The sequence below is a fragment of the Faecalicatena contorta genome (genome assembly GCF_022835095.1).
In the GTDB taxonomy this organism is placed as follows: Bacteria; Bacillota; Clostridia; order Lachnospirales; family Lachnospiraceae; genus Faecalicatena; species Faecalicatena contorta.
The window spans coordinates 731,969-745,195 of sequence record NZ_BQNQ01000001.1; the positions used below are offsets into that span (position 1 = coordinate 731,969).

13 protein-coding genes are annotated in these 13,227 nt (G+C 48.0%); 12 read left to right on the forward strand and 1 reads right to left on the reverse strand.

The annotated features are described in order from the left end of the window. Positions 1-19: 19 nt before the first annotated feature. The 7 genes from MWG26_RS03235 to MWG26_RS03265 all read left to right on the forward strand — a co-directional run bounded on the left by MWG26_RS03235 (position 20) and on the right by MWG26_RS03265 (position 5,794). The gene (locus MWG26_RS03235; RefSeq protein ID WP_025654636.1) at positions 20-1,069 is read left to right on the forward strand and encodes an NAD(P)H-dependent flavin oxidoreductase; all 1,050 of its coding nucleotides are present in this window, start codon (positions 20-22) and stop codon (positions 1,067-1,069) included. Positions 1,070-1,118: 49 nt separating this feature from the next. Further along, positions 1,119-1,565: a MarR family winged helix-turn-helix transcriptional regulator gene (locus MWG26_RS03240; protein WP_025654637.1), complete on the forward strand. Its 447-nt coding sequence runs from the start codon at positions 1,119-1,121 to the stop codon at positions 1,563-1,565. Between the two features lie 126 nt (positions 1,566-1,691). Further along, positions 1,692-2,231, forward strand: coding sequence for a DUF6465 family protein (locus tag MWG26_RS03245; protein ID WP_025654638.1), 540 nt, complete (start codon positions 1,692-1,694; stop codon positions 2,229-2,231). Between the two features lie 1,003 nt (positions 2,232-3,234). Beyond that, complete coding sequence (locus MWG26_RS03250; protein WP_025654639.1) at positions 3,235-3,915, forward strand: DUF6320 domain-containing protein; 681 nt, start codon at positions 3,235-3,237, stop codon at positions 3,913-3,915. A 24-nt stretch (positions 3,916-3,939) separates the two neighbouring features. Further along, positions 3,940-4,323, forward strand: a complete 384-nt coding sequence (locus MWG26_RS03255) for a DUF6483 family protein (protein WP_025654640.1) — start codon at positions 3,940-3,942, stop codon at positions 4,321-4,323. Between the two features lie 42 nt (positions 4,324-4,365). Next, entirely contained in the window at positions 4,366-4,950 is a 585-nt protein-coding gene (locus MWG26_RS03260; protein ID WP_025654641.1) for an HD domain-containing protein, read from the forward strand. Positions 4,951-5,065: 115 nt separating this feature from the next. Further along, positions 5,066-5,794, forward strand: a complete 729-nt coding sequence (locus MWG26_RS03265) for an NAD-dependent protein deacylase (protein WP_025654642.1) — start codon at positions 5,066-5,068, stop codon at positions 5,792-5,794. A 146-nt stretch (positions 5,795-5,940) separates the two neighbouring features. Here MWG26_RS03265 and MWG26_RS03270 read toward each other — a convergent pair whose 3' ends face one another. Beyond that, positions 5,941-6,801, reverse strand: a complete 861-nt coding sequence (locus MWG26_RS03270) for a class I SAM-dependent methyltransferase (RefSeq protein ID WP_025654643.1) — start codon at positions 6,799-6,801, stop codon at positions 5,941-5,943. A 289-nt stretch (positions 6,802-7,090) separates the two neighbouring features. Here MWG26_RS03270 and yedF point away from each other — a divergent pair, with 289 nt between their 5' ends. From yedF to MWG26_RS03295, 5 genes are read left to right on the forward strand one after another with little or no spacing between them, the layout of a single operon-like run. Continuing rightward, positions 7,091-7,717 (forward strand): sulfurtransferase-like selenium metabolism protein YedF, encoded by a 627-nt coding sequence (gene yedF / locus MWG26_RS03275; RefSeq protein WP_025654644.1) that lies wholly within the window; start codon positions 7,091-7,093, stop codon positions 7,715-7,717. A gap of 49 nt (positions 7,718-7,766) precedes the next feature. Next, the gene (gene selD / locus MWG26_RS03280) at positions 7,767-8,816 is read left to right on the forward strand and encodes a selenide, water dikinase SelD (RefSeq protein ID WP_081733024.1); all 1,050 of its coding nucleotides are present in this window, start codon (positions 7,767-7,769) and stop codon (positions 8,814-8,816) included. Positions 8,817-8,842: 26 nt separating this feature from the next. After that, positions 8,843-10,297, forward strand: a complete 1,455-nt coding sequence (selA, locus tag MWG26_RS03285; protein ID WP_025654646.1) for an L-seryl-tRNA(Sec) selenium transferase — start codon at positions 8,843-8,845, stop codon at positions 10,295-10,297. Continuing rightward, positions 10,260-12,176, forward strand: a complete 1,917-nt coding sequence (gene selB / locus MWG26_RS03290; protein WP_025654647.1) for a selenocysteine-specific translation elongation factor — start codon at positions 10,260-10,262, stop codon at positions 12,174-12,176. The genes selA and selB overlap by 38 nt, the downstream gene beginning before the upstream one ends. Next, a complete protein-coding gene (locus MWG26_RS03295; protein WP_025654648.1) occupies positions 12,173-13,114 on the forward strand; it encodes a selenium metabolism-associated LysR family transcriptional regulator in 942 nt (313 codons plus the stop codon). Before selB ends, MWG26_RS03295 begins: the two co-directional genes overlap by 4 nt. Positions 13,115-13,227: the final 113 nt, after the last annotated feature.

Sequence of the window (13,227 nt, forward strand, 5' to 3'; positions counted from 1 at the left end):
AAAGAGAGGTCATGTAAATATGAGTCCACTAAAAATTGGCGAAAAGACGGCCAGGGTTCCCCTGATACAGGGTGGTATGGGGGTGGGAATCAGCCTTGGAAATCTGGCAGGGACAGTTGCGAAGGAGGGCGGGATCGGCATCATTTCAACGGCCCAGATCGGTTTTCGGGAGCCGGACTTTGACGAGAACCCGTCAGGAGCGAATCTGCGGGCCATTCGGAAAGAAATGGAAAAGGCAAGGGCTATTTCGCCTGACGGCCTGATCGGATATAATATCATGGTAGCTCTGAGAGATTATAAACAACATGTCGCTGCCGCCGTGGGAGCCGGTGCGGATCTGATCATATCCGGTGCAGGCCTGCCCACAGAACTTCCGGCTCTGACTGCGGGAAGTCCCGTAAAGATTGCGCCTATAGTATCTACAGAAAAGTCTGCCAAAGTAATTCTAAAATACTGGGGCAGAAAATATCACAGGACTGCTGACCTTGTTATCATTGAAGGTCCAAAGGCCGGCGGCCATCTTGGGTTTAAAAAAGAAGAGCTGGACTTTTATTCTCCGGAAAGATATGAAGAGGAGATAACCAAAATCATAGAAACTGTCCGCGGTTTTGCAGAAGAGTATCAGACGGAAATACCGATCATTGCAGCTGGCGGGATATTTGATGTCGAAGATGTACGGCGTGTCATGGCTTTGGGGGTGGACGGAGTTCAGATTGCATCCAGATTTGTGACAACCCGGGAATGTGATGCTGATATCCGTTATAAAGAGGCATATCTTAATGCATCAAAAGAAGATATTGTCATCGTGAAAAGCCCCGTGGGTATGCCGGGACGCGCAATCTTGAATCCATTTATGAAACGTGTTATGCTAGGGGAGAAGATGGAGCATACCCCATGCCACAGATGTCTGGCCAGGTGCAATCCTGCAGAGATTCCGTACTGCATCACGGACAGTCTTATACGTGCTGCCAAAGGAGATGTAGAGGAGGCCTTATTATTCTGCGGGGCCGATGCATACAGACAGACACGCATGGAGACCGTAAAAGAGGTCATAGATTCTCTCTTCTAAACGCAGACAGCGCGGTGATACGCGCTACAGAGAAAGGAGCACAGCATCTGTGAATGCACACGAGACCATCAATGATATACTGGTTCATTTGTTTAACGAGATCTGGGAATTAGAGGAAGAGGCGATTATAACAGATGAATATAAGGATATCAGCAACAACGACATGCATATCATAGAGGCCATCGGACTTGGCGATGACAGCACCATGTCCGTGGTAGCCAGGAAACTCGGCATCACAGCCGGGTCTCTTACTACGTCCGTCAACAGCCTTGTGAATAAAAAATATGTGGTACGTGAAAGAAGTGAATCCGACAGGCGTGTAGTCTACATCAGGCTCACAGAGAAGGGCAGAAAAGCGTTTTACCACCATAAGGATTTTCACACACAGATGACCGATGCCGTCATCCAGAGCCTGGATGAAAATGAGATCCCGGTTCTGTTAAAAACACTGAAAGGCCTTTCAAAGTTTTTCCGCGGGTATAAGGAAGAAAGATAACGATTCAGTGACTATGGAAAAGTTTTTTTGACGTTTGAGAAAAAATGAGGTACAATACACCTTGTAGCAAAAAAATGTTCATGTTGAAGTCTAAATACTTGATTGTTTTAGCAGGAGGGAGCAAGTATGGCACCAAGGAAAACAACAAAGAAACCAGTAACCACAAAACCAGCGGCAGAAGAGGCTGCAGAGTTATCTGTAGAAGCAGCCGGGACAGCAGCTGTAAAAGCTGACGCTACAAAAAAAGATGCTGTTAAAACCGAGGCAATTGAGACGAAAGCAGGAAAGGCAAAGGCGATCGAGACAAAGAAAGATACGACAAAAGCCATTGAGACAAGAGCAGCTGTTCTCAAAGATCCTGAACCTGTTACAGAAGAACCAAAGAAAACGGCGGCAAAGAAGGCCGCACCTAAGAAGGCCACAACAAAAACAACTGCTGCGAAGAGAACCACAAAAAAAGCGGAGTTAAAGACAGAGTTGTTCCTTCAGTTCTCAGGAAAAGAATACTCAGAAAAAGAAGTGCTTCAGAAAGTTAAAGATGTATGGACCAAGGAACTGAAGAATAAAGTGGGCGATATGAAAGACGTAAAGATCTATCTGAAACCGGAAGAATTTGCGGCATATTACGTAATCAACGGGGACACTACCGGAAAAGTGGACCTGTAGAATTGTCGGGGATTTGGGTGGGGGCGCAAAATGAAGGGATAGCCGCCAGTCTCCTAAGGGCATACATGCCGTTCCGTATTGCGGACGCAGACCTAAGAAATTCTAAGAAGCAGCCAGCCGCGGAAGTGGGGCACAGATGGCACATCACGAGAAATCTTATGATATCTCGCGCTGGGCCATCCGCTTTTATGATTCGGAATCATAAAAGCTCCCCACTTTCGCGGCTGTCTGCTTCTAAGAATTTCTAAGGCCTGCTTTAGCAGTACGGAACGGCATGTATGCCCTTAGGAGACTGGCGGCTATCCCTTCATTTCGCTGGGCGCATCCAATCGGCAGAAAAGTGCGTCAATTGGGGCGTTGCGTAACGGAGGGCGGCGTATGAATTCACTTGGTGGTACGGAAAATATTCGGTACATCGTAAGGTGTAACTGTTTATGTTTCTGTCAGGCCGCGCACTTCCCATTGGTAAATAAATGGAGATTTTATGTTCAACCAAACGAATCAATACGCTGCCCCCGTTTCAGAGCCTCCCCAGTTGACAACCTTCCTGCCGATTGGATTCACCCAGCGAAATTAAGAGAGCACCGTAAGCCTCCCAATTGCACCTATGCCGTTTTGATGTGCGGACACGAACCTAAGAAATTCTAGGAAGCCGACAGCCAAAAAAGTGAGGCACAGGCGACACATCACGAGAAATCCGATGATTTCTCGTGATGTGTCGCCTGTGCCTCACTTTTTTGGCTGTCGGCTTCCTAGAATTTCTTAGGTTCGTGTCCGCACATCAAAACGGCATAGGTGCAATTGGGAGGCTTACGGTGTTCTCTTTATTTCGCGCCCCCATCCGCCGACAAAACTAAAGCTTGTCACCTACTGCTTATTCTTAATGGTAATCTCAGGAAGAGTGTGGTAAAATTGCAGTTAGAAGAAAGATTTTTTGCAGAATTATTGATTGCCAATATTTTTGAATCAGATATAAAAACACAGAAAAACCGGGAGGAAAAAGATGGGAGCAGAGAACAGCGGTAGTAACAAAAAAGACATTGAAAAAGGAAGGCATCCTGCCGTTAAACTATATCTGCGTATTATGCTGGCACTTTATGGGGCGGCCGTACTCACGTGCCTGATCTGCAATCTGGTTATTGAGCACAGACTTTCCTGGTTTTACATTGTCCTGTTTTCAATCGGGACCGCTTTTTCAGTCACGATCCTGCCGGTACTTGTAAAAAAGCACAGGGTCATTCTGTCGGCACTCGGTGTCACGCTCTTTACATTTCTGCTTCTGTACGCCTGCAACCGTTATACAGGCGGGGACTGGCTGTATCGGTATGCATTTCCTATCGCGGCATTTCCGGTTGCTGCAGTCTGGCTCATGATTCTTACGGCAAAGATAAGGGGGATGAACTGGTATTTTAAATCTGCGTTTATTTCACTTTTGGCAGGAATACTAATTATAACACTGAATACATGGGTCGATGCTGTGCTGAGCGGAAAAGATAATCTTGTAAAAACGTTTGTAATGAAGTTTAATCCCACGGATACGGGGTATTTAGTCAATACATTGATCGGGATTTGTTTTGTGGTCTATTTCTTTATTGGAATATGGCTTGGTATATCAAAGAGGGAGAAAAGCAGACAAAGATTAAACGAAGCAGATGCCTCCGAACAGCAGGCGGAGGGGCGGTAAGCAGCGGGGAAAAGAGGTGCTGATATGGAATTTGAACAGGATTATATTATGAGGATGATAAAAGGGGAAACAGCGGCTCTGGCTCGGATTATATTTCGAAAGACAAGTCCACAGTACGAGCTCCCGGAGGAAAATAAATATACGGCAGTGGATGATCTGTTTGCCCGTCTTGTAAGAATGGCGGATGCAGGAGCGGTGAATAAGGCGGAAAATATGCTGTATCAGGAACTGGATCAGTCGGATAAAACTTATCTGGAAATGGGAATTGGATTTTATCATCATCTGAACGAATACGGGGATGATTTTCTGGTCCAAAACGATTATACAAGAGAAGAGATCGGCGAGGGGATCAGGCAGCTGCTTGCGGAGTACGGAATGGATTCCCTGGATGAGATACTTGAGATCTAATATATTATATGTAATAAATATAGAAGAAAAGAGGTTGGAAAAATGACAAGATTGGAGCAGCAGGTTCAGTTTATCAGGGAGATCGATAAGGTGAAAAATATTTACCGGCAGACCTACCTGGCAGATGGCCGGAGAAAGGAAAATGATGCGGAACATTCCTGGCACATTGCGCTGATGGCAGTGCTTTTGCAGGAGTATGTGCCGGATGCAGATGCGGCCAGGGTGATGACCATGGTTCTGATTCACGATCTGGTCGAGATTGATGCAGGAGATACCTATGCGTATGATTCCGCAGGAGCAGAGACGAAACGTGTCCGGGAAGCAGCAGCGGCGGACCGGATATTCGGGCTTCTTCCGGTGGAACAAGGGCAGGAGTTCCGCAGGTTGTGGGAGGAATTTGAGGAGTATGAGACACCGGATGCGAAGTTTGCCCATCTGCTGGATAATTTCCAGCCACTGCTGCTCAATGATGCATCCGGCGGGAAAAGCTGGGCTGAGCATAAGGTGAAAAAATCACAAATTTATAAACGGAATCAGAAAATAGAGGAAACTTCGGAAGATATATGGAAATGTATGCAGGCGATTGTACAGGAGCATATTGAAAAAGGAAATGTGATAGACGGATAGAGAATCCATTATCGGCCGTAACCCATAAATGCAGAGACGGCGGTGCCCGTTAGTATGCATGTTTACGCGGCTGTTGCAGAGCATGGGGCCGGTGTGTGAGTCAGGAGGTATCAGAATGTACGAAAAGGAAATAGAGCTGCTTCAGAAAATTATAGATGAAAGCGGTAACATTGTGTTTTTTGGCGGTGCAGGAGTATCCACAGAGAGCAATATTCCTGATTTTAGGAGTGCTGACGGCATTTACCATCAGAAATACAAATACTCTCCGGAACAGGTAGTAAGCCACAGCTTTTTCATGGAGTATACAGAAACATTTTACGACTTTTACAAGGAAAAAATGATGATATTAGATGCGTTGCCCAACCCTGCGCATCTCAAACTGGCAGAGCTGGAACAGGCGGGGAAGCTGAAGGCTGTGATTACACAGAATATTGACGGTCTTCATCAGGCGGCCGGCAGCCGGACTGTCTTCGAACTCCACGGCAGCATCCACAGGAACTACTGCATGAAGTGCGGGCGTTTTTACGATGCGCAGTTTGTCAAGAACTCCGACGGCATACCGCGCTGTGAATGCGGCGGCATCGTTAAACCGGATGTGGTGCTGTACGAGGAAGGCCTGGATTCCAATACAATCCAGGGGGCGGTAGATGCAATTGCCGAGGCTGATACCCTTATTATTGGAGGAACTTCGTTGGTAGTTTATCCGGCCGCGGGATTCATCGATTATTTCCGTGGAAGCCATCTGGTTGTAATTAATAAGTCAGAGACTGCAAAGGCCGTCCGGGCTGAGCTAAACATATCCGCCCCCATAGGGCAAATATTGGGTGCAATTACAGTGCAGTAATCATTTCACATATGAATGCATATGCAGGGAAGATTCACGAAGAACAGCAGCCCGCCAGAACATCCGGTTCCGGCGGGCTGACTTATATGTCAGTATTCTATACTTGTACAGATGGGGCGCATGCCCCCAAAATATATTCAGGGGTTTTACGTTCTTTCCCAGCGTCCCGATGCGCCGCAAGGCAGCACCAGCCCGTTTGAGCTTACAGGAAGCCCGATTTCCTGGGAATCAACGGTTCCGTTCCAGGCCTTGAGCTCGGTGGAGATCATATATGTCAGGACGGCCGGGGCCAGCCCCGTGGTATAGGAATTAACCAGGAAGAATACCGCATCCTTTGACAGGATCTGGGTGCAGAGCCTGATCAGCGGATGGATCATATCCTCAATCTTCCATACCTCTCCTTTGGGACCTCTGCCATAGGAGGGGGGATCCATGATAATGGCATCGTAAGTATTGCCGCGGCGGATTTCCCTTTCCACGAACTTCACACAGTCGTCTACAAGCCAGCGGATCGGAGCCTCGCCCAGTCCGGAGGATGCCGCATTTTCCTTTGCCCAGCCAACCATGCCTTTGGAAGCATCCACATGGGTAACCTGTGCGCCGGCTGCCGCTGCTGCCAGCGTAGCGCCGCCCGTGTAAGCAAAAAGATTCAGCACCTTTATCGTCCGGCCTGCGTTTCTTATCTTATCAGAGAACCAATCCCAGTTCACGGCCTGTTCCGGGAATAGCCCTGTGTGCTTAAAATTAAAAGGTTTCAGGTTAAATGTAAGTTCCCCGTAATGAATCTGCCACTGATGGGGCAGATCAAAGAATTCCCATTCCCCGCCGCCCTTTTTACTGCGGTGATAGTGCCCGTTTGGCTTCTTCCATTCCTTCTGTGTCTTAGGCGTGTCCCAGATGACCTGCGGATCCGGGCGGATCAGAAAATAATCCCCCCAGCGCTCCAGCTTTTCCCCTATGGAACAATCTATGACCTCATAATCTTTCCAGTTATCTGCAATCCACATGATTTTTATCTTATCCTTTCTTTCGGAAACTGCTTGTTTAAAATCCCAAAACAAGCGGAAAACTACACATATCATCTCATAAATGAATAAAATTTTCAACATGGATTTCCGGATATTATAATCATAACAGGAACAGATCGTTGGCAATCATGGTGGCAGCGGAACAAAAACAAACAGATGTCGACAATAAATATTGTTTACTCAAAGCTAAGTCAGTGATAGAATATATCTATAAATAACCTCAAAGGGGTCAGACCCCTTTGCGCTACTTTCGAAAGGAGAAACTATTATGATAACAGTAAACGCTATAGGAGACGCCTGCCCCATCCCTGTCATAAAGACGAAGAAGGCTCTCCAGGAGCTGGAAGGTTCTGAAGTTATTGAGGTATTGGTCGATAATGAGATTGCCGTCCAGAATGTAACAAAGCTGGCATCCAGTTCCGGAGCCGGGGTGAGTTGGGAAAAAACCGGAGAAAAAGAATACCGGATTGTCATCAAAAAGGAAGGCAGCGTTTTACAGCAGGGACAGTATGAGAAGCAGGAACAGCAGGAAGAGGCCGTATGCTGCACGGACAGCAGCAGCGGTACAATAGTTGTGGTATCTTCAGACCGGATGGGAGAGGGAAATGATGAATTGGGATCGGTGCTAATGAAAGGCTTTATTTTTGCCGTGTCACAGCTCGAAGAGCTGCCCGGGACAATCCTTTTTTACAATGGGGGAGCCAGACTTACAGCGGAAGGTTCTGAGTCCCTGGAGGATTTGAAAGCAATGGAAGCCCAGGGCGTACAGATTATGACATGCGGTACATGCCTGGATTATTACGGGCTGAAGGAAAAGCTTCAGGTAGGAAGCGTGACCAATATGTACACGATTGTAGAGACCATGAATGGAGCGCAAAAAGTGATCCGTCCATAACAAAATAGAGTTTCTGAGAGTGCGCAATATAGGAAAGGAGGAAGATGGCATGAACAAAGGCAAAGATGTGCGCCTTACCCAGATGGCAAAGACAGCCGGGTGAGCGGCTAAAATAGGTCCTGAGACCCTTGCCCAGGTTCTGGGTAAGCTGCCAACATTCCAGGATGAGAATCTCATGGTTGGAATAGAAACTTCAGATGATGCTGCGATTTACAGGGTCACGGATGATATTGCTATGATTCAGACCGTTGACTTCTTTACCCCGGTTGTGGATGATCCGTATACCTTCGGGCAGATTGCAGCAGCCAACTCCCTCAGCGATGTATACGCGATGGGAGGAGAGCCAAAGGTGGCTCTGAATATTGTAGGATTTCCAAATTGTCTGGATCCGGAGATTCTAGGTGAGATCTTAAGAGGCGGTGCCGACAAGGTAAAGGAAGCTGGCGCCGTGCTGGTTGGAGGACATTCCGTCCAGGATGATGAGCCGAAGTACGGCCTGAGTGTGTCGGGATTTGTACATCCGGATAAGATATACAGAAATTATGGCTGCAGGCCTGGTGATGTGCTGGTTCTGACCAAACAGATCGGAAGCGGCATCATCAATACTGCGGTAAAAGCGGAAATGGCCTCGGAACAGGCCAAAACGGAAGCCGTCAAAGTGATGTCTTCTCTCAATAAAAAGGCAAAGGAAGCAGCAGAGGGCTTTCCGGTGAATGCCTGTACGGATATCACCGGATTCGGACTGCTGGGACATTGTGCGGAAATGGCAGAGGCCAGCGGCGTAACACTGGAAATCCAGGCAAAAAGGGTGCCTTACATGCAGGAGGCTGTGGATTACGCTAAGATGGGCTTAATCCCTGCCGGCGCCTACAAAAACCGTGAACACTGTGAGTGCATGGTGGACGCGGAGCGTGTAGATGAATTTGTAACAGACCTCATGTACGACCCACAGACATCAGGCGGCCTTTTGTTCAGCCTGCCAAAGCGTTATATGGATGAATTTATGAATGGGATGAAGCGTGCAAAATTGGACACAAAAGTTTCCGTGATCGGACAGGTGCTGAAGAAAGAAGAAAAATTGATCCGGCTTGTGCCATAATACAAACAAAACATAAGGAGCAGTCTATGAATAAAAACCTTTTATATCGGAAAATCCCCAAAGTAGATGTTCTGATGGAAAACAATGTAATAAAGCAAATGGCGGAGCTGTATGGTTATGACGGTGTACTAGAAGCCGTACGGATGGAGCTTGACAAGCTGCGCGCCTATATTGCATCCTGTGAGAACGAGGAAGAAGCCGAACGGCAGATGGAAAGCCTTATGGTGCGTATAGAACTTACCGCAGCGGACATGCACCGGCCCAACATGACGCGAGTGTTAAACGGAACGGGAACGATACTGCATACCAACCTGGGCCGCGCTCCGCTTAGCGCTGAACATCTGAAGCAGGTGGCATACATTGCAGGAGGCTACTCCAATCTGGAATATGACCTGGAAGAAGGCGGCAGGGGGGAGCGGTATTCTCATTTCGAAAGGCTTCTATGCAGGATCACAGGGGCAGAAGCTGCCATGGCTGTAAATAATAATGCTGCCGCGGTTATGTTGATTTTAAGCTCCCTGGCAAAAGGCGGGGAGGTCATCGTATCCAGGGGAGAACTGGTAGAGGTCGGAGGGAAATTCAGAATTCCCGATGTCATGGAACAAAGCGGCGCAGTCCTCAGAGAAGCCGGAACCACCAACAAAACACATATAACTGACTATGAGGAAGCCGTCACAGAGGAGACAAAGGCCTTCATGAAAGTGCATACCAGCAACTACAGGATCGTAGGTTTTACAGAATCCGTTTCCGTTGCAGAACTGGCGGCACTGAAAGAAAAGTATCAGCTCCCGGTCATTGAGGACTTGGGCAGCGGTGTCCTGGTAGATTTAAGCAAATACGGACTGGCCTATGAGCCTACGGTACAGGATTCTGTGAAAAATGGGGCCGATGTGGTTTGTTTCAGCGGAGACAAGCTGCTGGGCGGCCCTCAGGCGGGGATCATTGTTGGAAAAAAGAAATATATAGACATGATGAAAAAGAACCAGCTGACGCGGGCGCTGCGGATTGACAAATTCACAGCTTCAGCGCTGGAAGTCGTTTTGCGGGAATATTTATCGGAAGAGAAAGCGGTGCACAACATACCGGCTTTATCTATGATCACGAGGAAGCCGGAAGAAGTAGAGAGGGATGCCAAAAAGTTCTGTAAAATGCTCAGACGTGCAGAACTGACTGCAGAAATCGGCGTCGAAAGCTGTGAAGCACAGATTGGAGGCGGCTCCCTGCCGCTGGAGCGCATCCCCAGCTTTGCGGTGACAATCCGCCCCCTGGATATCAGTACACCGGAGCTGGAAGAGAGGCTCCGCCATATGCCGGTGCCAGTGGTGGGACGGGTCATGAATGACAAGATCCTCCTGGATATGCGGACATTTGATGGAAAATTCATGAACTATCTTACCAGAATCTTAAAGGAGCAGAATGTCCTGGAAAAGGAAGGAAACCCTTATGAAGCATATTATTATCGGAACAGCGGGCCATATTGACCATGGGAAAACAACACTGATAAAAGCGCTCACCGGCCGGAACACGGACCGCTGGGAGGAGGAACAGCGCAGAGGAATTACAATCGACCTGGGGTTTACCTGGTTTGATTTAAAGAACGGAAACCGGGCGGGCATGATAGACGTCCCCGGTCATGAGAAGTTCATCAATAATATGGTTGCCGGCGTTGTGGGGATGGATCTGGTGCTTCTGGTTATCGCAGCCGATGAGGGAATCATGCCCCAGACAAGAGAGCATATGGATATTTTAGAAATGCTGGGAGTCCAAAAAAGTATTTTGGTCCTGAATAAATGCGATCTGGTGGATGAAGAATGGCTGGAGATGGTGGAAGAAGAGATCCGGGAAGAACTGCAGGGGACATTTCTGGAACAGTCTCCTGTCGTGAAAGTGTCGGCAGCGACCGGGGCAGGGATTCCCGGTCTGGTTGAAACCATCGAGCGGGTGAGCGAGTATGAGGTGGTAGAAAAGGAGATTCACACCATACCCAGGCTGCTCGTAGACCGGGTGTTTTCCCTCTCCGGCTTCGGTACTGTGGTAACCGGTACGCTCGTCAGCGGGACGATCTCAAAAGAAGATAAACTGGAGATGTTTCCCAATGGACGAGAGTGTAAGATCCGCAATATCCAGGTACACGGCAGGGACGTGGAAACATGCTATGCTGGCCAGCGCGTGGCAGTCAATATCTCCAATATGAAGAAAAAGGAACTGCAAAGAGGCTGCGTCCTTGCGCCCCCCGGAAGTATGAAAGATTCCAGGCTCCTGGATGTAAAACTGGAAATGCTGGATTCCTCCGTGCGTGTCCTGTCAAACAACACAAGGCTGCATTTCTTCAGCGGTACCAGCGAGGTATTGTGCCGCGCTGTCCTTTTGGGCGATGAGACTCTTGGACCGGGAGAAAGCGGATATGTCCAGCTTAGAATGGAAGAGCAGGTCGCCTTCCGGAGAGGGGACAGATTTGTTGTGCGGTTCTATTCTCCGATGGAGACAATCGGGGGCGGTGTGATACTGGAACCAAATGCGGTGAAGAAGAAACGGTTTTCCCAGGAGGTTCTGGATTCCTTGAAGCAGAAGGAGTCCGGTTCCGCCGAAGATGTAATTGAACTGCATGTGAAAGAGTACGCAGAAACAATGGCTGCGGTGTCAGAGCTTGCCAAACTCTCGGCGCTGTCCAGAGAAGAGACGGAAGAGGCCGTGAAGATTCTTGCAGAGGAGGGACTGGTCTGCGTTTTCCCGATGAAAAAGGATACTTTCGTGTGGCATACAGCGGACGAGCGTGCATACAGAGAGAAGATTCTGAATGCCCTGGAAAAATACGCGGAGAAGTACCCTTACCGCTATGGTATGGCGAAGGCAGAAGTGCACAGCACATACATGAAACGAGTGAAGCCTAATATATTTGACAAATATATCGAGTATCTGGAAGCGCAGAACATTCTGTCGCGCCATGATGAATTCCTTGCGCCGTCGGCGTATGAAGCGGCCAGGGATGCGGTTTACGAGAAGGTGCGGCGCACGCTTTTAGGCGTATTGAAACCCGCGGGTTATGATTTCGCCAGAATGACGGATATCAGTTTCGGGGAAATACCTGCAGGCACGGTGGAGGATATCCTGCTCCTTATGGTTGACAGGGGAGAAATCGTAAAAGTAGCGGATGGTATGTATACACTTGGTTCTTATATGGACGCGGCACGGGAGAAGATTGTGGAAAAGCTGAAAGCGGACGGGAAAATTACAATCGCAGAGATTCGTGATATGTTTGGCACAAGCCGGAAAAGTGCGAAACCGATTCTGGAATATATGGACAGCATTAAGGTTACCCGGAAAACAGGAGCAGAAAGTGAAAGGATATCAAATCTATGAATCTGAAACAATTAGAGGCATTCACAGCGGTGGCGGAGGAGGGAAGCTTTTCAAAGGCGGCAAAACAGCTCTTCCTGACACAGCCTACAGTAAGCGCACATGTCTCATCGCTGGAGCAGGAATTGGGAGTTTGTCTGTTTGTGAGAAATACAAAAGAGGTCAGCCTTTCAGAAGATGGGAAAAAACTGCATGGCTATGCAAAGCAGATGATTGTGCTTCAGAGAGAGATTGAAACAGTATTTAACAGGACGAGGAAAGAGACCAGTCATTGCATGCATATTGCCGCATCCAGCGTCCCTTCACAGTACCTGCTTCCTCAGATCCTGGCAAAATTCAGTGAACTGTATCCCGGAGAACGCTTTAAAATAGCAGAGACAGACAGCGCAAAAGTAGTGGAACAGGTTACAAACGGTAATGCGGATATCGGATTTACCGGAACAGTACTGGAAAAAAAATACTGCCGGTACATACCGTTTTACCAGGATGAACTGGTCATTATCACACCTAATTCAGATAAATTCAGGCGCCTGCGGGAAAAGCTTCTCCGTGAAAAGAAGAAGATAAAAACGGGATCGGAAAACATGTGGATCCAGGAGGAACCTCTGATTCTGCGGGAAGAAGGTTCCGGTACCCGTAAGGAAGCGGAGCGACTGCTGAAAAAGATGGGGATCCATACAGATGCACTGAAGATCGTAGCGAGTATTGAAAACCAGGAGACGATCAAACGTTCAGTGAGCAGAGGCGTTGGAATCTCCATTATATCGCGCCTTGCTGCGGAAGACGAAATCAGCGCCGGCAGTATCCTTTGTTTTCCTCTGGATGCAGAGGAGGGGAAGCGTGACATAAATGTCGTTTATAACAAAAACTTTCAGCTGCCTGCGCCGGCAGAAAACTTTCTTCGGGTGGTAAGTAAAGTTTATCCAAAGGAAATCCCATAACGATTGTTTTACGGGAAGCCCTGCGGCAGGCATCTGAATAGAATATATTTTAACAGCCACTATAGAGGATATCTATGGTGGTTTTGATTTATGGCGGTTTTCAATTAGACGCT

Excerpts from the sequence above, each read along its gene's own strand:
- MWG26_RS03255 (WP_025654640.1), top strand. The coding sequence starts at position 3,940 with ATGGAATTTGAACAGGATTATATTATGAGGATGATAAAAGGGGAAACA.
- MWG26_RS03260 (WP_025654641.1), top strand. The coding sequence starts at position 4,366 with ATGACAAGATTGGAGCAGCAGGTTCAGTTTATCAGGGAGATCGATAAG.
- MWG26_RS03270 (WP_025654643.1), bottom strand. The coding sequence starts at position 6,801 with ATGTGGATTGCAGATAACTGGAAAGATTATGAGGTCATAGATTGTTCC.
- MWG26_RS03245 (WP_025654638.1), top strand. The coding sequence starts at position 1,692 with ATGGCACCAAGGAAAACAACAAAGAAACCAGTAACCACAAAACCAGCG.
- MWG26_RS03235 (WP_025654636.1), top strand. The coding sequence starts at position 20 with ATGAGTCCACTAAAAATTGGCGAAAAGACGGCCAGGGTTCCCCTGATA.
- selA (WP_025654646.1), top strand. The coding sequence starts at position 8,843 with ATGAATAAAAACCTTTTATATCGGAAAATCCCCAAAGTAGATGTTCTG.
- MWG26_RS03265 (WP_025654642.1), top strand. The coding sequence starts at position 5,066 with ATGTACGAAAAGGAAATAGAGCTGCTTCAGAAAATTATAGATGAAAGC.
- yedF (WP_025654644.1), top strand. The coding sequence starts at position 7,091 with ATGATAACAGTAAACGCTATAGGAGACGCCTGCCCCATCCCTGTCATA.
- MWG26_RS03295 (WP_025654648.1), top strand. The coding sequence starts at position 12,173 with ATGAATCTGAAACAATTAGAGGCATTCACAGCGGTGGCGGAGGAGGGA.
- selB (WP_025654647.1), top strand. The coding sequence starts at position 10,260 with ATGAAGCATATTATTATCGGAACAGCGGGCCATATTGACCATGGGAAA.
- MWG26_RS03250 (WP_025654639.1), top strand. The coding sequence starts at position 3,235 with ATGGGAGCAGAGAACAGCGGTAGTAACAAAAAAGACATTGAAAAAGGA.